Source organism: Kribbella pittospori (assembly GCF_004331465.1).
In the GTDB taxonomy this organism is placed as follows: domain Bacteria; phylum Actinomycetota; class Actinomycetes; order Propionibacteriales; family Kribbellaceae; genus Kribbella; species Kribbella pittospori.
The window spans coordinates 380,877-400,575 of sequence record NZ_SJKB01000010.1 but is presented as its reverse complement, the minus strand read 5'-3'; the positions used below and the strand labels follow the sequence as shown (position 1 = coordinate 400,575).

Annotated in this window: 20 protein-coding genes and 1 pseudogene; 10 read left to right on the top strand and 11 right to left on the bottom strand. The window is 67.4% G+C overall.

Features of this window, described 5'->3' with window-relative positions:
- Window positions 1–49: 49 nt before the first annotated feature.
- Both E0H73_RS30760 and E0H73_RS30755 read right to left on the bottom strand, forming a co-directional pair.
- Window positions 50–1,273 (bottom strand): multidrug effflux MFS transporter, encoded by a 1,224-nt coding sequence (locus tag E0H73_RS30760; RefSeq protein ID WP_131362093.1) that lies wholly within the window; start codon window positions 1,271–1,273, stop codon window positions 50–52.
- A 14-nt stretch (window positions 1,274–1,287) separates the two neighbouring features.
- Window positions 1,288–2,307: a zinc-dependent alcohol dehydrogenase family protein gene (locus E0H73_RS30755; protein WP_131362091.1), complete on the bottom strand. Its 1,020-nt coding sequence runs from the start codon at window positions 2,305–2,307 to the stop codon at window positions 1,288–1,290.
- A gap of 161 nt (window positions 2,308–2,468) precedes the next feature.
- On the opposite strand from E0H73_RS30755, the gene E0H73_RS30750 reads away from it, so the two are divergent.
- From E0H73_RS30750 to E0H73_RS30735, 4 genes and pseudogenes are all read left to right on the top strand, one after another.
- Window positions 2,469–3,362 carry a helix-turn-helix transcriptional regulator gene (locus E0H73_RS30750; protein WP_131362089.1) on the top strand — a complete coding sequence of 298 codons (894 nt, stop codon included), beginning with the start codon at window positions 2,469–2,471 and terminating at the stop codon, window positions 3,360–3,362.
- On the top strand, window positions 3,346–3,747 hold the full coding sequence (locus E0H73_RS30745) for a (R)-mandelonitrile lyase (RefSeq protein WP_131362087.1): 402 nt from the start codon (window positions 3,346–3,348) through the stop codon (window positions 3,745–3,747). Before E0H73_RS30750 ends, E0H73_RS30745 begins: the two co-directional genes overlap by 17 nt.
- A gap of 4 nt (window positions 3,748–3,751) precedes the next feature.
- A pseudogene (locus E0H73_RS48255) lies at window positions 3,752–4,488 on the top strand (aldo/keto reductase).
- Between the two features lie 28 nt (window positions 4,489–4,516).
- Entirely contained in the window at window positions 4,517–5,347 is an 831-nt protein-coding gene (locus E0H73_RS30735; RefSeq protein WP_131362085.1) for an oxidoreductase, read from the top strand.
- A gap of 20 nt (window positions 5,348–5,367) precedes the next feature.
- On the opposite strand, the gene E0H73_RS30730 is transcribed toward E0H73_RS30735, so the two are convergent.
- From E0H73_RS30730 to E0H73_RS30720, 3 genes are all read right to left on the bottom strand, one after another.
- Window positions 5,368–5,937 carry a dihydrofolate reductase family protein gene (locus E0H73_RS30730; RefSeq protein ID WP_131362084.1) on the bottom strand — a complete coding sequence of 190 codons (570 nt, stop codon included), beginning with the start codon at window positions 5,935–5,937 and terminating at the stop codon, window positions 5,368–5,370.
- A 111-nt stretch (window positions 5,938–6,048) separates the two neighbouring features.
- Window positions 6,049–6,918, bottom strand: coding sequence for an alpha/beta fold hydrolase (locus E0H73_RS30725; protein WP_131362083.1), 870 nt, complete (start codon window positions 6,916–6,918; stop codon window positions 6,049–6,051).
- A 33-nt stretch (window positions 6,919–6,951) separates the two neighbouring features.
- Window positions 6,952–8,160 (bottom strand): MFS transporter, encoded by a 1,209-nt coding sequence (locus E0H73_RS30720; RefSeq protein WP_131362082.1) that lies wholly within the window; start codon window positions 8,158–8,160, stop codon window positions 6,952–6,954.
- A 112-nt stretch (window positions 8,161–8,272) separates the two neighbouring features.
- On the opposite strand from E0H73_RS30720, the gene E0H73_RS30715 reads away from it, so the two are divergent.
- On the top strand, window positions 8,273–8,869 hold the full coding sequence (locus tag E0H73_RS30715; protein ID WP_165555889.1) for a TetR/AcrR family transcriptional regulator: 597 nt from the start codon (window positions 8,273–8,275) through the stop codon (window positions 8,867–8,869).
- Here E0H73_RS30715 and E0H73_RS30710 read toward each other — a convergent pair.
- Window positions 8,866–9,336 (bottom strand): winged helix-turn-helix transcriptional regulator, encoded by a 471-nt coding sequence (locus E0H73_RS30710; RefSeq protein ID WP_131362080.1) that lies wholly within the window; start codon window positions 9,334–9,336, stop codon window positions 8,866–8,868. The two genes, E0H73_RS30715 and E0H73_RS30710, sit on opposite strands and share 4 nt — an antisense overlap.
- A 75-nt stretch (window positions 9,337–9,411) precedes the next feature.
- Between E0H73_RS30710 and E0H73_RS30705 the strand changes: the two genes are divergently transcribed.
- The 4 genes from E0H73_RS30705 (at window position 9,412) to E0H73_RS30690 (ending at window position 13,536) form a co-directional block, all read left to right on the top strand.
- Window positions 9,412–10,005: a dihydrofolate reductase family protein gene (locus E0H73_RS30705; RefSeq protein ID WP_131362079.1), complete on the top strand. Its 594-nt coding sequence runs from the start codon at window positions 9,412–9,414 to the stop codon at window positions 10,003–10,005.
- The gene (locus E0H73_RS30700) at window positions 10,002–10,835 is read left to right on the top strand and encodes an MBL fold metallo-hydrolase (RefSeq protein ID WP_131362078.1); all 834 of its coding nucleotides are present in this window, start codon (window positions 10,002–10,004) and stop codon (window positions 10,833–10,835) included. Before E0H73_RS30705 ends, E0H73_RS30700 begins: the two co-directional genes overlap by 4 nt.
- Before the next feature lie 246 nt (window positions 10,836–11,081).
- The gene (locus E0H73_RS30695) at window positions 11,082–11,825 is read left to right on the top strand and encodes a helix-turn-helix transcriptional regulator (RefSeq protein WP_131362077.1); all 744 of its coding nucleotides are present in this window, start codon (window positions 11,082–11,084) and stop codon (window positions 11,823–11,825) included.
- Between the two features lie 226 nt (window positions 11,826–12,051).
- On the top strand, window positions 12,052–13,536 hold the full coding sequence (locus E0H73_RS30690; protein WP_202867631.1) for an alkaline phosphatase family protein: 1,485 nt from the start codon (window positions 12,052–12,054) through the stop codon (window positions 13,534–13,536).
- 39 nt (window positions 13,537–13,575) lie between these two features.
- Here E0H73_RS30690 and E0H73_RS30685 read toward each other — a convergent pair whose 3' ends face one another.
- The 4 genes from E0H73_RS30685 to E0H73_RS30670 all read right to left on the bottom strand — a co-directional run bounded on the left by E0H73_RS30685 (window position 13,576) and on the right by E0H73_RS30670 (window position 17,060).
- Window positions 13,576–14,874 carry a serine hydrolase domain-containing protein gene (locus tag E0H73_RS30685; RefSeq protein ID WP_272949164.1) on the bottom strand — a complete coding sequence of 433 codons (1,299 nt, stop codon included), beginning with the start codon at window positions 14,872–14,874 and terminating at the stop codon, window positions 13,576–13,578.
- Window positions 14,875–14,942: 68 nt separating this feature from the next.
- Window positions 14,943–15,266: a YciI family protein gene (locus tag E0H73_RS30680; RefSeq protein ID WP_131362075.1), complete on the bottom strand. Its 324-nt coding sequence runs from the start codon at window positions 15,264–15,266 to the stop codon at window positions 14,943–14,945.
- A gap of 86 nt (window positions 15,267–15,352) precedes the next feature.
- On the bottom strand, window positions 15,353–16,144 hold the full coding sequence (locus E0H73_RS30675) for a hypothetical protein (RefSeq protein ID WP_131362074.1): 792 nt from the start codon (window positions 16,142–16,144) through the stop codon (window positions 15,353–15,355).
- 7 nt (window positions 16,145–16,151) lie between these two features.
- On the bottom strand, window positions 16,152–17,060 hold the full coding sequence (locus tag E0H73_RS30670) for an SAM-dependent methyltransferase (RefSeq protein WP_131362073.1): 909 nt from the start codon (window positions 17,058–17,060) through the stop codon (window positions 16,152–16,154).
- Between the two features lie 83 nt (window positions 17,061–17,143).
- Here E0H73_RS30670 and E0H73_RS30665 point away from each other — a divergent pair, with 83 nt between their 5' ends.
- A complete protein-coding gene (locus E0H73_RS30665) occupies window positions 17,144–18,103 on the top strand; it encodes an ArsR/SmtB family transcription factor (RefSeq protein ID WP_131362072.1) in 960 nt (319 codons plus the stop codon).
- Between the two features lie 6 nt (window positions 18,104–18,109).
- Here E0H73_RS30665 and E0H73_RS30660 read toward each other — a convergent pair whose 3' ends face one another.
- On the bottom strand, window positions 18,110–19,654 hold the full coding sequence (locus E0H73_RS30660) for an FAD-dependent monooxygenase (RefSeq protein ID WP_131362071.1): 1,545 nt from the start codon (window positions 19,652–19,654) through the stop codon (window positions 18,110–18,112).
- Window positions 19,655–19,699: the final 45 nt, after the last annotated feature.

Genomic DNA, 19,699 nt, shown 5'->3' with positions numbered 1-19,699 from the left:
TGCACCCCCAGTACCCAGCCCTGAACCCGTTGACCGCGGATCCAGTGGCTCAAGGCAACCTCCGGTGGCCAGTGCTGGGCTTGGCCAGGACCAGGAGTCCGATCATGGAGACGGCGGCGCCGGCGGTCACCAGGGTGGCCATTGGTACGGCGGTGTGTTGGCCGCCGAGTCCGGCGATGGGAGCGATGGTCCCGGCGGCGACCCATTGGACGAAGCCCTGGAGGGCTGATCCGGTGCCGGGGTGTTCGGGTACGGCGGCGGATGCGAGGGCGCCGCCGTTGGGGATCATCAGGCCTTGAGCGGTCATCAGGACGAAGAAGCACACGATCGCGAGCAGCAGTGGCGTGCCGAGCCACAGCGCACCGACCAGCATCGCAAGGCCCGCGGCCAAGGCGGCGATCTGCCCGGTCAGGATCAGTTTGCGGGTAGCAACTCGCCCAGCCAGCCGGGCCGCAACCAGCGCGGCCACCGTCATCCCAGCGGCGTTGGCCGCGAAGTCGATCGAGTAGGCGATCGGCGAGAGACCGTTCATCGTCTGCAGGACGAACGCGGAGGTGGCGACGTACGCGAAGAGGGCACCCATCGCGGCGCCGGCGACCACCAGGTAGCCGACGTACTCCCGGTTGCGCAGGACGGTGCGGCCGGCGGCAACAAAGTTGCGCAGCCCGCCGGCGTGACGGCTTTCACGTGCGAGCGATTCAGGTACGGCGACCAGGACCGACAAGGTCATCGCGAGACCGAGCACCGCGACGAGCCAGAACGAGACCCGCCAGTGCGACAGTTGCAGGATGAGCCCGCCGAGGAGCGGACCGACGATGGGTGCGAGGCCGCCGACGGCGGCGATGAGGTTCAGCACCCGGACGAGTTGAGCGTCCCGGGCCAGGTCGACGATGATCGACCGGCCGATCACCATCGCCCAGCCACCGGCGAAGCCCTGCACGAGCCGGGCAACGGTCATCACCCCGATCGTCGGTGCGAGCGCGCACCCGATCGAGGCCGCGGTCATGACTACGAGTGCCGCGAGCAACGGGATCCGCCTGCCGCGTTGGTCCGACACCGGTCCACCGATCAGCTGGCCGAGCGCCATGCCGACGAAGAAAGTCGTCAGCGTCAGCTGCACCTGCGTCGCGGTGGTGGACAGCTCCCCGGCAACCTGCGGAAACGCCGGGACGTACATATCGGTCGCCAGCGGCGCGATCGCCGTCAGGAACACCACTGTCCCGACCAGCCCAGCAGTCAACCGGGGCGTGACGGTACGACGGACAGCCTTCATCGGTCCTCACTGGGTCAGACGGTGAGAAGGACTTTGGTGGCGGTGCGTTTGTCCATGGCTTGGTAGCCCTCGGCGGCTCGGTCGAGGGGCAGCATGAGGTCGAAGACCTTGCCTGGGTTGATCTTGCGGTCCCAGATGAGCTGGATCAGCTCGGGCAGGTACTGACGCACCGGCGCGGGACCACCGTGGAGGTGGACGCCGGCCATGAACAGCTCGTCACCGCGAATCGCGACATCGTGGGCCACCCCAACGAAGCCCACATGGCCGCCCGGCCGGGTGGAGTGGATGGCCTGCATGATGGCTTCCTGCGTGCCGACCGCCTCGATCACCGAGTGGGCTCCGAGTCCGCCGGTCAACTCCTTGACCCGCGCCACACCGGCTTCGCCGCGCTCTTCAATGATGTCGGTGGCACCGAACTCACGAGCCAGCGCCTGCCGATCGGCGTGCCGGCTGAAGGTGATGATCCGCTCGGCCCCCAACTGCTTGGCGGCAAGGATCCCAAGCAGACCAACAGCGCCATCGCCCACGACCGCGACCGTCTTGCCCGGCCCGGCCTCGGCAGCAACAGCGGCGAACCAGCCAGTGCCGAGTACGTCGGAAGCCGCCATCAGCGACGGGATCAGGTCAGGCTCGGGCATCCTCGGGGTGGCGACCAGGGTGCCGGCGGCCAGCGGGATGCGCGCCCGTTCGGACTGGGTACCGATCGTGCCCATCAGAACCCGGTGCACGCAGTACGCCTGGTAGCCGGCCCGGCAGATCTCACACGTGTTGTCGGAGGCCCAGAACGAGCCGACGACGAAGTCACCGACCTTGATGGTGCGTACGGCGGAGCCCACTTCCTCGACGACACCGACGTACTCGTGGCCCATCACCTGGTGGTCGACCGGTTCGACGCCGCGGTACGGCCACAGGTCGCTGCCGCAGATGCAGGTCGCCGACAGACGGATGATCGCGTCGGTCGGCTCGAGGATCTTCGGGTCCTTGCGGTCCTCGACCTGGACGTTGCCCGGACTGTGCATGACTACCTGGCGCATCGCGCGCTTCCTCCTTGAGGTGCTGTCGACCCCGCTGAAACGGGGCCCATGCTCGAGTGAACGGGGCCGGGCGGCACCGTGGAAGTCACTGTCGATGGGTGTACTCGCAGGGCACCCTTCGGACCCCGGCGTACCGCCTCCGGGCGGTTACTGTCGTAGTCGTGGACAACCGACAGGAGGTGCGCGAGTTCCTCACGACTCGCCGCGCCCGTCTCACACCGGACCAGGCCGGACTCCCGACCACCGGTCCTCGACGCGTCCCCGGCCTGCGCCGCAGCGAGGTCGCGTCGCTGGCCGGGCTCAGCGTCGAGTACTACGCCCGGCTCGAACGCGGCCAGATCGCCGGCGCCTCCGCGAGCGTGCTCGACGCACTCGCCCGAGCGCTGCAACTCGACGACACCGAACGAGCCCACCTCCTCGACCTGGCCCGCGCCGCCGACGGGATCCCGACCTCGGGCCGCTCCCGCCGCCGTACGCCGAGCAGGGCAGCGGCGTCGCGGCTCAGCCTGCAGTGGGCACTCGACGCGATCACCGACGGCGTCGCGTTCGTCCGCGACCCGCACCAGAATCTGCTCGCCACCAACGCCCTCGGGCGCGCCTTCTACTCCCCGGTCATCGGCGACGGCGGCCGTACGCCGAACCTGGCCCGCTTCCAGTTCCTCGATCCCGTCGCGCGCGAGTTCTACCCCGACTGGGACCTCTTCGCTCAGATGTGTGTCGGCATCATGCGCGCCGAGGCCGGCCGCGACCCGCACGACCGCGGCCTGCAGGACCTGGTCGGCGAACTGTCCACCCGCAGCGAGGTCTTCCGCCGCCTGTGGGCCGACCACAACGTCCGCACCCACGGCACCGGCACCAAGCGTTTCCATCACCCCGTCGTCGGCGAACTCACCCTCGCCTACGAGGAACTGGCCGTCACCGCCGAGCCCGGGCTGGTGCTCCTCGTGTACACAGCCGAACCCGGTTCGCCATCCGCCGAGCGACTCCAGCTTCTCGCCTCCTGGGCAGCGCCGAGCGACATCCCGACCGAAGGAACCCATGCAGATCACCCGTAGCTCCCTCGACACCGGCAAGGGCCCCGCCGACTGGTTCACCGGCGACGTCTACATCGACGCCGTCGCCGCAGCCCCGCCACCCTCACGCCTCACCGCGAACCTCGTCCACTTCATGCCCGGCGCCCGCACCCACTGGCACCGCCACCCACTCAGCCAAACCGTCTTCGTCACCGAAGGCGTCGGCCTCTGCCAACGCCGCGGCGGACCCGTCGAGACCATCCGCCCCGGCGACCGAGTCCTGTTCGAAGCCGACGAAGAACACTGGCACGGCGCCGCCCCCAACCGCCTCATGGTCCACCTCGCCCTCAACGAAGCCGACACCGACCACGCCGTCGTCCACTGGCTCGAACCAGTCACCGACGAGGAATACTCAGCCACTCACTGACCCGGTGCGGCTGGGCTGGGAGGGTCTGCTGGTACCTGTTACGCCGGGGACTCCCACTGTGACAGGGACGGGTGTTCGCTGGACTCATGCAGACCGTCACGTTGAACAACGGCGTCACGATGCCGATCGTCGGATTTGGTGTCTTCCAGATCCCCGAAGACCAGACCCAGGCCGCCGCCTGGGCCTGGAGTACCTCGACCTGCTCCTCATCCACCAGCCGCTCGGCGACTACTACAGCGAGTGGCGGGCCATGCAGAAGCTCCACATCGAGGGCCGCAGCCGGGCGATCGGGGTCTCGAATTTCCACCCCGACCGGCTCGTCGATCTCATCGACCACAACGAGATCACCCCGGCGGTCAACCAGATCGAGACCCACCCGTTCCACCAGCGCGTCGCCGATCAGGAGCTGATGCGCGAACGCGGCGTACAGATCGAGTCCTGGGACCGTTCGCCGAAGGCCGCAACAACCTGTTCACGGATCCCGTGCTCACCGCGATCGCGGAGGCCCACAGCAAGTCGGTCGCCCAGGTCGTACTGCGCTGGCTCGTCCAGCGAGACGTCGTCGTCATCCCCAAGTCCGTCCGCCCGGACCGGATGGCCGAGAACCTCGACATCTTCGACTTCACCGTCACCGACGACCAGCTCCAGCAGATCGCGAGCCTCGACACCGGCGCCAGCCTCTTCTTCGACCACCGCGACCCCGCCATGGCCACCTCCCTCGGCAGCCGCCGAATCGAGTGACGCCAAACAGGTTCCAGAAAGGAACGACATGACCACCTGGTTCATCACCGGTTGCTCCACCGGCCTTGGCCGCGCGTTCGCTGAGGCGGTGCTCGGTCGCGGGTACAACGTCGTTGTCACCGCGCGCGACGTCGCGAAGGTGCAGGATCTGGCCGACAAGTATCCCGACACGGCACTGGCTCTTCCGCTCGACGTCGCCAACGACGCGCAAGTCACCGCAGCTGTCGGTGCGGCCGAGGAACGCTTCGGCGCGGTCGACGTACTCGTCAACAATGCCGGCTACGGCTACCGCGCCGCCGTCGAAGAAGGCGAAGACGACGCGGTCCACCAACTCTTCGACACCCACGTCTTCGGCACCGTCCGCACGATCAAGGCTGTCCTGCCCGGCATGCGCGCCCGCCGTACCGGCACGATCGTGAACCTGTCCTCCATCGGCGCGCGGATCTGCCCCGAAGGCTCCGGCTACTACTCGGCCGTCAAGGCCGCGATCGAGGCGCTCACGTTGTCGCTGCGCAAGGAGGTCGCGCCGCTCGGCATCACCGCCATGGTCGTCGAGCCAGGCCGCTTCCGCACCGACTTCGCCGGCCGCTCGCTCACCCAGGCCGCCAACCCCATCGCCGACTACGCCGACACCGCCGGCAAGCGTCGCAAGGACCACGACACCGGGCACGGGAAGCAGCCGGGCGACCCGGCCAAGGCCGCGATCGCTTTGATCCAGGCCGTCGAGTCCGACTCCCCGCCGTACATGCTGCTGCTCGGCAACGACACTTCCGACGGCTTCCGCGCCGCCCTCGACGCTCTCCGCTCCGAGGCCGACACCTGGGAACCCCTCAGCCGCAGCACGGACTTCGACACCTGACTTCAGAGTCCACCATCCGTCTAGTTCTTGAGCTCGTATCGCAGGAGTACGACGCCGTTGTCGAAGGCGGTGGCCTCGACCGCCTTGAGGTTCTGTCGGTCTTCGAAGAGGTGGGTTCCCTTGCCGCGGGTCGACGGGCAGACCAGCATCCGGATCTCGTCGACGGCGCCGGCATCTAGTAGGGAGCGCATGAGTTTCAAGCTGCCCCACAGCCAGATGTCCTTGCCGCTCTGGTCCTTGAGCTCCCGGATGGTGGCGACCGGGTCGCGTGTCACGGTCGCGGCCGGGAAGTCGCCCCACGGCGCGTCATCCAGCGACGACGAGGCAACGAACTTGGTCAGGCTGTTCAGCTTCCGGCCGTACTCACCCTGGTCCTCGGCGTGCGGCCAATAGTCCTTGGTTTGGTTGTAGGTGTTGGCGCCGAGAATCATCGTGTCGACCGAGTCGATGAAACCCATCAGGCTGTTCTGGAACGGGTTGTCGGTCACCGAGTCGTCGAACGGCTCCCCCGACACGAAGCTGAGCCCACCGTCCTCCTCCGCCGCGATGTTGTCGACCGTGACCCACTGCTGAACTACAAGCTTCCGCATGACTGTCCTCCGGCACGTGCGGCCACTCTGGCCGCATCTACACCTGAAACGGAGCCACCACACGGATCTCGACATCCCGCCCGATCTTCAGTGAGACCGCTCGAGCGACCGTCAGCGGCCGATCGTGCGGGTGAGGAAGTCGAGCATCAGGCCGGCCACCTCGTCGAGGGCGCTTTCGAGCAGGAAGTGGCCGCCGTCGAGGAGGTGGATCTCGGCGAGCTCTGTGTCGCGCGCGAAGCCCTCGGCTCCGGCCGGGCCGAAGATCGGATCACCCTTGCCCCACACGGCAAGCACGGGCAGCTGACGTTCCCGCAGCAGGTCGTGAAGAGCGGCGTACATCGGCGGGTTGCTCGCATAGTCACCGATGATCGCGAGCTGGATCTCGTCGTTCCCGGGCCGGGCGAGGAGCGCGGCGTCGTGTAGCCATGCTTCAGGATCGACGACTTCGGAGTCGTCAACGCCTGTGACGTACTGCCATTTCACCGCCTCAACCGGGTCGCTCGGGTTCAGCTTTGCGGCGTTCTCGGCTGTCTTGTCGCGGTTGTACTCCCAGATGGGCGCCCAGAACTCTTCGACGAAGCCCTCGTCGTACCCGTTGCCGCTCTGCGTGACGATCGCGGTCACCGCATCCGGGTCGCGCAGTGCGAGCCGCCAGCCGGTCGGTGCGCCGTAGTCCTGCACATAGATCGCGTACTGCGTGATATCGAGCTGCTCAAGCAGTCCGTGCACAACATCGGCCAGCGCGTCGAAGGTGTACGGGAACTCGGCAACCGCGGGCGCGTCCGAGAGCCCGAATCCGAGCAGGTCCGGCGCGATCACGTGATACGAGTCGGCGAGCTTCGGGATCAGGTTCCGGAACATGTACGAGCTCGCCGGGTATCCGTGCAGGAGCACGATCGCCGGAGCGTCGACGGGCCCGGCTTCGCGGTAGAACACCTGATGCTCCTGAATTGTCGCGGTGCGGTGAAAGACGGTGACCATGTATTTCCAACCTCCACAGTGGTATTCGATGGTTCAGAAACGTGCGCGCAGTGTCTGGGAGATGGCCCAGATGACTACGCCTACAAGCGAAAGCACGACGCCGAGGATGGCGATGCCGGTCCAACCCGCGTGTGCGTACACCACGCCCGATAGCGCTGATCCGGTCGCGCCGCCGAAGAAGACGCTGGCGATGAAGACCGTGTTGAGCCGAGAGCGCGCATCGGGCCGCAGCGCGTAGATCTCTTGCTGGCTGAGGACCAGGTTTCCCTGCACCGCGAGGTCAAGAAGGATGCCTGCGAGGGCAAGAACGACGAGATGGTGAACTCCGAAACCGGCCACGGCCATCGCGACGGCGGCCAGTGCGAAGACGACGCCGGTCGCGGGCCGACCGAGACCACGGTCGCCGATCCTTCCGGCGATCGGTGCCGCGGCGGCGCCGGCCGCACCGACGAGCGCGAAGATCGCGATCTTTGTCTGTGAGAGGTCGTACTCCGTGATCAGCACATACGTGACCGAGGTCCAGAACGCGGAGAACGTCGCGAACATGATCGCCTGCAGTACGGCGCGACGTCGCAAGGCCGGCTCTTCGCGGATCAGGTGCCAGATCGAGACCACCAGACTGCCGTAGCTACCGGTGTGATCGGGCTTGCGCCGGGGCAGCACGGTCGCCAGGACGATGACCATGATCACCATCAGCGCGGCGGAGAGCACGTAAACGGAGCGCCAGCCCCAGAGGTCGGCGAGGAAGCTGGAGACGCTCCGGGCGAGCATGATCCCGAGGAGCAGCCCACTCATCACCTGCCCGACGTACCGGCCGCTCTGTCCGGCCGGCGCCAGGTGCGCAGCGAACGGTACGACGATCTGCGCCACCACAGACGTGAACCCCAGAACCGCCGAGGCGACCAGGAAGATCGTCAGGTTCGTCGCAACCGCCACGCAGGCCGCCGCGACGGCCGTGATGACGAGCACCCGCGATGCCAGCGCTCGTGGATCGAACAGATCCCCGAGCGGAATGACCACGATGATCCCGGCCGCGTACCCCAGCTGGGTCACCGTCACCACGACAGCGGCCGAGCCCTCGCTGATCCCGAAGCTCTCGGCGATCAGGCTCAGCAGCGGCTGCGAGTAGAAGACGTTCGCGATGGAGATGCCGGCCGCTGCGGCCAGGACGAACGTCAGCGCGCGGAGCCGGCGCGTGCTGAGGCCCGGTTCGACCGGGACCGATGGGCTCCGAGAGGTCATGGGGTTCCTTCTCCTACGGGTCGAGGGGCAGCCACAAGTGGTGAGAATGCTCATTCTCACTAGCACCGACTACCCTAGAGAAGGAGCGTTCTCGCCGTCAAACGGAAAGGGCATGATGTCCACCACCTCGACCGAGGCGACCATGAGGGGACAGCTCCTCGACGCCGTGGAGCAGGTGTTCTACGCGCGCGGCATCCAGGCCGCGAGCATGAGTGAACTCCGGGACGTCGCCGGGCTCCCGCTACGCCGCATCTATCGGCTCTTCCCGAGCAAGGACGATCTGATCGTCGCGTTCCTGCGGCGGCGGCATGAGCGCATGATGGCCGCGATCGAGGCGCGAGTGGTCGCGGCGAGCTCTCCCGAGGACCAGGTTCTCGCGATCTTCGAGCACCTCGACGGATGGTTTCACGAACCGTCGTTCCGCGGCTGCCCCTGGACGAACGCTTACAGCGAGCTGGGGCCCACGAACGACGCCGTCGCCGCGGAGGTCGACCACCATGAACTCGAGTTCCGGGCTCTGGTGACCCGGATCGTCGTCGATGCCGGCTACACCCGCGACCTTGCTGACGTCATCTACCTCCTGGTCGCGGGGTCCGTCACGACCGCGGGAATACAGCACGCCCTCGACGCGGCGGTCCAGGCCAGCCGCGGCGTGCGGATGCTGCTCACCGGCCCGCAGGCGCGGATGCAGGTCAGGCCAGGCCGTTAGTCGGCTGCGGCGTCGAGGCGCTCGAGTGGGCCTGGACCCTTGTGTGGCTTTGGTGGGGCGCCGAGGTGGCGGGTGCGGAGTTCGTCCATGAGGTCATCGAGGAATGCCGGGCCCTCGTCGCGCATGAGTTGTTGCCGGCTGCGGAGTTCGTCGGCGCCGGGGCGCCAGTCGAGACCCCAGTTGCCGAGCGCATAGATGATCGGGAGCGTCTGGATGCCGGCTTCGGTGAGGCTGTACTGCGCGCGCTGTCCGCGGGCCGCCGTACCGCGACTGAGGATCCCTGCCTCGACGAGCCGCACGAGGCGGTCGGCGAGGATGTTCGAGGCGATGCCCTCGATCGATCCGGTCAGCAGCGCCCGGAAGTAGCGGCGGTCGCCGAAGATGACGTCGCGCAGTACGAGCAGCGACCAGCGATCCCCCAGCACCTCAACGGCGGCGTTGATCGGACACCTGGACCGTGGTTCCACGACTCCTCCTTGACAGCTGTTTGCATCCCAATATAGTGATTGCAGAACGCAAGCACTATTCGGAAGAGGGGGATGATGGGCCGCCTCGTGTATTCGATGAACGTGTCCCTCGACCTGCGGATCGAGCAAGTTCCCGGGGACAACGGTGCGGGCGAGTGGCTGCGCATCGACGAAGAACTGCACCGCGCGTTCAACGCCCACGCTCAGGCCCTCGCGCTGATGGTCCAGGGCCGGGTCATCTACGAGACGATGGAGGAGTACTGGCCACGGGGGCGCCAGGACGCGTCACTGCCGGACTTCATGCGCGAGTTCGCCGAGATCTGGACCGCCAAGCCCAAGGTGCTCGTCTCCCGCACCCGCGACAGCGCCGACTACAACACCCGGATCATCGGTGGAGACGACGCGATCGAGCAGCTCGCCGCGCTCCGGGCCGAGACCGACGGCATCATCGGCGTCGGCGGCGCGGCCCTTGCGACGCAGCTGCTCCGGGCCGGGCTGCTCGATGAGTTGCTGCTCGCCACCCATCCCTCGATCCTCGGCTTCGGCCGGCCGCTGTTCGACGACTACGACCTGCCGATCGACCTCGACCTGCTCGAGCAGCGATCGTTCAAGAACGGCGTCACGATGCACCGCTACGCGATCCGCGACGTCAAGGAGGCCGGCGCATGATGACGCAGGTTGCGGACGGTGTGTTCGTCCACCAGAGCGAGTTGATCCAGAACAACGCCGTTGTCGTGCAAGGCAGGGACGGCGTGCTGCTCGTCGACCCCGGACTCACGGGCGGCGAAATGGCCTGTCTCGCGGACGACCTTCGCGCACTGGGCCGGCCCGTGGTGGCAGGCTTCGCGACGCATCCTGACTGGGATCATGTGCTCTGGCACTCCGAGTTCGGTGAAGTGCCGCGCTACGGTACTGCGCGCTGCGCTGCCTTCATGGAGGATCTGCGGTCGAAGGCGGATTGGAAGACCGGCGTCACCGAAGGGCTGCCGGAGGAGATCGCCGACGAGATACCGCTGGACCTGTTCGGCCTCATCACCGGTCTACCCACTGGAACCACTCATCTTCCGTGGGATGGCCCGAAGGTCAGGGTGGTCGAGCATGAGGGACACGCCCAGGGCCATGCGGCACTGCTGGTCGAGGAACGCGGCGTTCTCGTCGCCGGCGACATGCTGTCCGATGTCCTGGTTCCGATGCCCGACCTGTACGGCGACGCCGCCGACCCGCTCGACGACTACCTCGCCGGGCTGCGACTGTTCGCGGACGTCGCGGACGACGTCACTGTCGTCGTCCCGGGCCACGGGGCTGTCGGCGGAGCGGACGAGCTGCACGCACGGATCGACCAGGATCGGGCCTACGTACAGGCCTTGCGTGATGGCCAGGACCCCAGCGACCCGCGAGTCGTATCGGCCAAGCCGGGCTGGGAATGGGTGAGCGACATACACACAGGCCAACTCCAGCGCCTCGCCCAGAGAAGCCAGCCCGACGGGACGCCCGGCTAGCGAGCGGATCAACGCTCAGGTCACCACAGCTGTCGGTGCCGGCGGGACCAGTAACAGCGGACAGCCGAGGGTGCGGAAGCGCCTTGACTGATAGCAGTTGAGAGAACTTCGCGCGCGTCTGTCGCGGTCGTTCGAGGCGTCGGCCGGCCTCGCGACGCTAGATGCGAGGCTCGGAGGGCTGGAATACGCGGTTTCGCTGATGGCCCGCGATGCGGCGACGGCGTAGCGTCGTACCTGGGAGAACGCATGACCGACAGCATGAGTGGGCGGGATCTGGACGCGCTGCGCGACGTGGTCAACTCGACCTTCGACGAGCCAGGCCCCGGGCTGCCGTGGGAGCTCATGGAGCGTGTGCGCGACCTGTTCCACTCCGAGTACGTGGAGTTCGACCGGACCCAGCCGCACTTGCGACTGTTCGTCGTCGAGCAGGACTTGGGCGAGACGCAGGAGTTCCTCGATCGAGATGTCCAGGATCCGCACTTCTGGGAGCTCTACCGATCCGACGATGCGGCCAACTACCCCGACCGCACCGGCGACATCACGCACGTGACCATGCTGAGCGACTTTGTCTCCGACCGTCAGCTGCGGGCCAGTCCGCTGTACGTCGAGTACTGCAGCTCGGCGATGTTCCGGGCTCTGTCCGTCAACTTTCCCGACGAACCCGGACATGCATCGCGGCTGATGCTGTGGCGCGGGCCGGGGCGGGACTTCGATGAGCGGGATCGGCTGGTGCTCACGTTGCTGCGGCCGCATCTGATCGCGGCGTACCGGAGCGCGGAGCGTCGCCGTCGAGCACCCTCAGCACTCACGCCGCGCCAGCTCGAGCTGCTCCAATACGTTGCCCAGGGCTACACCAACACGCAGATCGCCCGGCGAATGGAGCTGTCAGAGGGAACCGTACGTACGCACCTGAACCACATCTACGAGCGACTCGGTGTCACCAGCCGCACCGCAGCGGTGACAACCATGAGCACCGCCGGCCTGGGATAGCCGGCCGGTACGCAGCGTGATGTTTGGTTGCCCAAGGCCTCTTTATTGGCGCCATGGGTCGCGGATCAAGGATCTCAACTATTGCTGAGGTTTGGTTCGTGGTGGGTGGTGTTGGTTGCCGTTCGTTCGGCAAGGCGCCATGAAGGTATCAGCGGCGGGTCAGCTCGGAGGCCGACGATCGCAGGGCGCCGATTGCGGCGCACTCGACTGTTGATGTGAGGTCATCATGAACGAATCTCCTGACGCACCCGCGGGCATGAGCCGGCGCCGGCTGCTCGGCACCGGCGCCGCCGCGGCGAGCCTGGCCGCGGCCTCGCTCGCGCTGCCGCCGAACGTCCGTACGGCGCTCGCGTCGCCGCCCCCGAAGCACGGTGGGCTGAAGGACATCAAGCACGTCGTCATGCTCATGCAGGAGAACCGCAGTTTCGACCACTACTACGGGACGCTGTCCGGCGTACGGGGCTTCAGTGACCCCCGCGCGGCGCGACTGCCCAACGGGCGGAACGTGTTCTACCAGCCGGACCCGTCGAACCCGGACGGCTACCTGCTGCCCTACCGGCTGAACACCAAGATCACCGCCGCCCAGGCGATCCCCTCGATGAGCCATGCCTGGGCTGTGCAGCACCAGGCGCTGAACGGTGGGAAGAACGACAACTGGGTGCCGGCCCATATGGCCGCCGACGGTCCCATCGACGGCCAGTACACGATGGGGTACTTCACCCGCGAGGACATCCCGTTCCAGTTCGCCCTCGCCGAGGCCTTCACCGTCCTGGACGGCTACCACTGCTCGGTGCTCGGGCCGACCGCGCCGAACCGGCACATGTGGATGTCGGGCACGCTCGACCCGAACGGCCTGGCCGGCGGACCGTCGCTGACCACCGGCGGGCCGGCGAACCAGTTCAGCTGGAAGACGTACCCGGAGCGGCTGCAGGAGGCCGGCGTCAGCTGGAAGATCTACCGCCAGCCGGGCGGTCAGACCGGAGCAGCATCGATCACCAAGTGGAAGCAGTTCGGCAGCGCCCAGCCGGGCGACCCGCTGTACGACAACGGCATGGTCACCCAGCCGATGGGCCAGTTCGAGTACGACGCGATGAACGACCAGCTGCCTACGGTGAGCTGGATCCTCCCGCCCTCGGGCTTCGATGAGCACCCGGCCGCGCTGCCTGCTGCCGGCGCGACCTTCGTGGCCGCCAAGATCGACGCCATCGCCGCCAACCCCGAGGTGTGGGCGAAGACGGTCTTCATCCTGTCGTACGACGAGAACGACGGCATGTTCGACCACGTCGTACCGCCGACCCCCAAGCCCGGCACGCCCGACGAGTTCGTGTTCAAGACGTCCAACACCGGTGAGGTCGGTGGCGGTCTGCCGGTCGGCCTCGGCTTCCGGGTGCCGTGCGTCATCGTCTCGCCGTGGACGACCGGCGGCTACGTCTTCTCCGAGACCTCCGACCACACCTCGCAGCTGCGCTTCCTGGAGCGCATCACCGGTGTGAAGGAGACCAACATCAGCGACTGGCGACGGAAGACCGTCGGCGACCTGACCGGCGCGTTCCGCTTCGGCGACTCGAAGCGCGCGCCGACCCTGCCGGACACCACCGGTCAGTACAACCTCGCCCAGTATCAGGCCTCCCAGCTACCGCTACCGACCATCCCCGGCAGCGACCAGTCAGTCCCCCGCCAGGAGCCGGGCCACCGCCCCCACACCAACTGACGAAGCAGACGGCCGCTCCCCCACCCCCGGGAGCGGCCGTCAGTGCTGGTGCAGTCTGACATTGGCGTACGTCGGCGGTGTACGGGTGAGGTCGAGCATCTCACCGGTTGCCGAGACGTACAGGCCGGGGAGGTGTTCGCGGAGGCGGACGGTTCCGCCGGCCCAGTGGTCGAAAAGCAGGACCCCGTTCTCCTTGCGGAGTCTGGCGATCCCGTCCCGGACGCCGCTGGCCCGGATGACGTAGTCCCGATTCCACGCACCCTCTGCCGCGGCCGCCGTACCAGCTTGGAACGTGGTGGGCGCCGTGACTGGTTTCGGACTCGGCGCGGTTCGATGCGGGCGGGTTGGGATGAGGTCGCGGAAGATCTCCTCGGCCAACTCCCAATGCAACGGGTGGTTGGTCGAGTTGGTGAGTACGACGACGCCGATCTCTTCGTCTGGTGCCCAGTACATGTCGGACAGGAATCCGAAGCCGCCCCCGCCGTGGCCACGGACCGGTACGTCGGCCGCGTGCGTCAGCGCAAGTCCGAGGCCGTATCCCTGGTCAGGCTGGGGCGCCGCGTACATCTCGGCGAGGAGTGCGGGGTCGAGCAAGGACGCGCCACCGGTGAGGTGGAACTGCAGGTAGCGGCATGCATCGTTGACGCTCGTGTACAGGCCGCCGGCGGCAACCATTGGGACCCGGACCGGCACGCGTGCGGTGCCGGCCGCGTGACCGATGGCCCGATGGGGATCACGCATGATCTCCCGCGGGTTGAACGTCGTTCGCTTCATCCCCAGCGGCGCGAGCAACACCCGGCGTACGAACTCGTGGAACGGCTGACCGCTGCAGCACTGCAGGATGTATCCGGCGAGGTCGATGCCGAGGTTGGAGTACTGGTGGTGGTGCCCGACGGGGAAGCGCAACCAGGTGTCGGAGATGCTGTCGCAGTGCGCTTGGAAGGATTCCCGGCCGACCAGATAGTTGGAGCCGACCGGCGCCTCGTGCGTGAATCCGGCGGTGTGACCGAGCAGGTGGCGCAGGGTGATCCGGCGTTCGGGATGATCCTCGAAGGAGCTGTTGACCCGAAACTCCGGCAGGTAGCGGGTGATGGGAACGTCCAACTCGACCAGACCCTGCTGGACGGCGAGAAGAACCGCGGTCGCCGTGTACATCTTCGAACACGACTGCATGCCGTACGCCGTCTCCGCTGTGACCGGCTCACCCCCACCGGCCCGCGTCGTTCCGAACCCGGCCGACCACAACACGGCCGTCGAATCGCAAACCCCGACCGCCACACTTGGAAGCCCGTGCTCATCCAACAGACCAGGAACCCGTCGCCGCAGCTCATCACCCACACGCAGCACCGGGTTGCCGCGCCCGTCTGCCCTACCCAACGCCAACACTCTCCCCTACTTGTCCGCGTTCATTGGAAGGGGCGGACCTCTACCTTGCGGTTGCAGGCTTTGGAGGCTTGGGCGGCTAGGCGGTGGGCTGTGGCGAGGTCGGGGGCCTCGATGACCCAGAAGCCGCCGAGGTACTCCTTCGACTCCAGGTAGGGGCCGTCGGTGAACAGCGGCTTGCCGTTCCGGTTGTCGATGACCGTGGCGGTGCCGGGCGCCGCGAGTCCGCCGACGAAAACCAGGTGCCCCTCGGCCTCGAGTCGGTTGTTGTACGCGCTCGGGGCATCCGGGTCGCCCGGGCTGATGGAACTGGTCTCGTCGTCGATCGCGGAAACTAGGTACTGCATCTCGGATCATCTCCTGTTGCTCGGACGGCGCCCCTGGTGGACAGCCGCTCACCCCTACTACGAGCACAGCGGCCCAGATCCGACGTTCACTTCTGATTTGGCCAGTTCTGGATCGTTCGCGCCACTGATGGATCCAGATCGGCCAGCATGTTGACCACGTGGGTGAGGTCGAGCGGCGGACCTTGCAGGGCGGCGACAAGCGTGCGGAGAGCGGTGGCGCCTGCGGTGTCCCACAGGCGCTTCGCCAGCACATGCAGGCCGAACTCGAACCAGACGTAGTTCGATCCGTCGCCGACGAGCGATTCGTTCATCCGGGCCAGGTCGTGGACGGGCCACGGGTCGCTCGGCGCGGCCCACGTGACCTCGAAGATCGTCTCGAGAGTTGCTGACTGCTCGGGCTCGACCTCGGCGACGTACCCCTGGAGCCCGAGGTTCGCGGCGAGCTCCTTCAGCCAGAACCCCACCGGTCCCGCCGGCCACGACGCACCGTGGGCGAGATGGCTCAGCTCGTGGCACACCAGCAGGTCAGCGAACCCGCCCAGGTCGAGGTCGTCGCCGTACACCTGCCGCAGCCTTGCCAGCCCCTCGGGACCAACCAAGGGCGCGATGACGCCGGTCAGCGTTGACCAGAAGGCGGCGGGCTCTTGGCCGACCACGATGCGATCGCTGTCCACATGCGGCATCCCGTACTGGGGAGTGGTCGCGACGGCATCCCAGTCGTTCGCATTCACGACGTACAGCGGTGGTATCTCCGGCATTCCAACGGTGCGGTCGAGCCATTCGGCCGCCTGCGCAGCCCTCACTGCCACCGAGCGCCCACGCTCAGCACCGCCCGAGCTCACGAAGACCGGGAACGGGAAGCCCCTCAGAGTGTCCATTGAGCCGCTACTTGAGGATGCCGGTGATGTAGAGGGTGTCGCCGAATTGCATGTCGTCGTCGTTCAAGGGCGGGAGGTTGTTGGCGGCGAGTAGGTCTCGGATGGTGATTCCGTTCAGGGTCCAGCCGTGGTCGGCGAGGTAGGGGCCGGCCTCGTTGCGCTCGCCGTAGTAGCGCACCCTCGCCATATCGGCGTCGAAGTTGTGCTCACGCCACTGTTCGGAGATGCGATCCAGGCGTTGCTTCGTCTTGGTCTCCTCGCCCGGTTGTGGGTTGGGCTTGCTTTCGGTCGCCATCCGGCTTCCAGGTGCGCTGAGTTCGGTGATGGTGTCCAGCAGACGGTCCTGGGCCTCGGGCGGCAGATAGCCGAGCAGCCCCTCGGCGCTCCAGGCGGTCGGCTGAGCCGGGTCGAAGCCGGCGGCGCGCAGTACGGCGGGCCAATCGTCGCGCAGATCGACCGCGGCCACTCTCCGGTCGGCGGTGGGCGCAGCGCCCAGCTCGGCCAGGATGCGGGTCTTGAACTCGATGACCTCCGGCTTGTCGAGCTCGTACACCACGGTCCCGGCGGGCCAAGACAATCGGTACGCGCGGGAGTCCAGTCCCGACGCCAAGATCACGACCTGCGTGATGCCGGCGTTCGTCGCCGCGAGGAAGAACTCGTCGTAGTACTTGGTACGCACCTTGGCGACGTCGATCCAGACTTGCTCGACCAGGTCGCCGGGAGGGACTTCGCCGGTCGCCAGGCCGCTGAGGAGGTCGATGCCGACCGCCCGGACGAGCGGTTCGGCGAACGGGTCGTCGATGAGCCGTCGATCCGTCCGGGTCGCGATCGCCCGGGCTGCCGCGGCCGCGGTGGCGGTCGTGCCGACGCTGGAGGCCAGGTCCCAGGTGTCTCCGTCGTACCTCGTGGAAGTCATGCGGGCACTCTAAGACGCAGCTCCGACAGTCGTTTGAAACCCGCACAGAGCATGCGGGAAGGGCTCTTGGGTACGAGGACGGCATGCTGAGGATCCTGTTCACCCCGGACGACCTCGCGTCGACGCGGTTCCTGCCCGAGCCCACTCCAATCCTGGAGCTGAAGTTCGCGGCTGTCGGGCTGCGCCAGGGGATTCGTGCGCCGTGGGGAGAACGGTGGCGCAGCCGCGCGCTGGCGGCGATCCCGCTGTCGGCGCGGCAGACGGTGCGTCACGTCGGCGGACACTTCTCCTGGGCGTTGTCACCCACGTTCGCCGCCAGCCCTGACCTCGACGAGGGGATGGAAACGTTCCTGAGTTTCGGCACGGAGCGGTTGCGCGAGGAGATGGCCCTGTATTTCAGCGCCCCCAACTCAGGTGTTCCGATGTGGTCCGCCTTCGAGGGAGACCGCGACGCCGGACAGGTGCTGGTGCACGGGACGAGGACCACGTTCACCGCGACGGTGCAACCGTACTGGGCCGACATCCGCGCCAACCACCACAGCGAACTGGCACAGCACGGGCGGCGGGTGGCCTGCGACGGGGTTGGTGCCGCACTGACCACGGTGATCCCCGGGGCGAGCTGGTACGGCGACTGTCTGCAGATCGACAGCCCGCAGGACCGCACGGTCCGGTTGGACGGACGCGGACTGGTGATCACACCGACCGCCTTCTGGACCGGACCGCCGCTGGTGGGCGAGTTGCCGGAACAACCGGTCCTCCTGGCCTACCCCGCCCCCGCCGAGCTGAGCATCCGGGTCGGCGCCGAGTCCGACTCCCTCGCAGGGATCCTCGGAGCGACCCGGGCGGCGGTGCTGCGTCTGCTGTCCACCGAGCACACCACCGGCGACATCGCGCGGGAGCTTGGCATCAGTGCGGCATCGGCGTCCGAGCACAGTACGTCGCTGCGCCAGGCCCGGCTGATCTCCAGCCGCCGCGACGGCAAGGCGGTGATCCACCGCGCGACCGTCCTTGGCCTGGACCTCATCAGACTCAACAGCCCGTAAGTCGCTTCAGGATGGGCCGAACCAGGCAGTGAGCGCCGTACGCAGAGCTTCCCGGTCGTGGTGATCCGGCCGAGGCTTGTCGGTGGCCCAGGCGACGTAGCAGTCCGGGCGCAGGAGCAGCCCGGTGGTCGAGCCGTCCTTGGCGTGGGCGGCGACGGTGTCGATGCGGTCGCGCCACCCGTCCGCCGCTGCCGAGAGCGACGCATCCTCGGTGAGGTCGAGGAGCAGCGGCCGGGCGGTCTGGGTCAGCTCCGCGAGCCGGATCGGTTCGCTGCCGGCGTCGAGCACGAGGTCGGGAGCCCACCGGCCGACTAGATGGTGCGGATCGTCGACTCCCATCTCGTAGCGGATGTCCGCACCCGCCATCATGCTCGCGATCTGGGCGATGTTCCGCCGGTCGCGCAGCAACTCGGTGAACAGCTCACGCAACGCCGTGACCTCACTGCCCGGGGCCAGCAGCGCGAGCTGGGCCTGGCTGAGCATGGACACTCGATCACCGACCGGCCGCCGCTCGGCGTCGTACGTGTCCAGCAGGCCAGGTGGTGCCCAGCCATGGATGGTGGCGGCGAGCTTCCAGCCGAGGTTGACCGCGTCCTGCAGGCCGAGGTTGAGTCCCGGCCCGCCGATCACGAAGTGCACATGGGCGGCGTCCCCGACCAGCAGGACCCGGCCGTCGCCATACCGGTCGGCCAGGCGTGTATTGACGCCAACAGACCGATCCAACCGATGCGGTCCCCCGCTGTCCGGTGACCGCAGCGGCAGGTCAGCGCCCATGACGCGGTAGATGCTGTCGTGAACTTCCTCGAGCGTAAGCGGCGCATCGGCATCGATCCCGCCGGCCGTCCACTCGACGGTGAACACCAGATCCGCTCCGGACGCCATCCGCGCGTAGGCGAAGACTCCCTGTTCGGTGCGGTGGTACATCGGGGAGATGTAGCCATAACCAGGCATGTTCAGCCCACCGGTGGCCGGGTCGACGTACTCATCGGGTACGGCGACCTCCGCGATCCGGGTGACGATGTGATCGCTGGCCGCGCCGGGAAATCCGATGCCGGCGAGTTTGCGCGTCGCGCTGTGCGCACCGTCCGCGCCGACCACATACCGACTGCCGATCTCATAACGCCCCTCCGGCGAGGTGACCTCGACGGTCACAGAGTCAGCGTTCTGGGACAAGCCGGTCAGTTCGTGACCCCGGCGAACCTCGACGCCCAGCTCGGCGGCGCGCTCTGCCAGAACCTGCTCAATCCGGGTCTGCGGTACCGGCAGCAGATAGAACGGGTTGTCGTCCAGCAGCTGCAGGTCCAGCGGCATGGCACCGAAGAAGAACGCCGGCAGCGGTTCCGGTGGCTCCGACTTCCCGGCCAGTGGTTGATACAGGCCGCGACGATCCAGCATCCGCACCACCTGACCGACCAGCCCGTTCGCCCGATTCTCCCGACGCGGCTCGGACAAACGCTCCAGCACCACCGCACGCACCCCGGCCAGCCTCAGCTCACACGCCAGCATCAGCCCGTTCGGCCCCGCACCCGCAATCACAACATCGGCAACCATCCACGTCTCCTCAACGCCGAATTCGGTCCCGATCCTGCTGCGCCC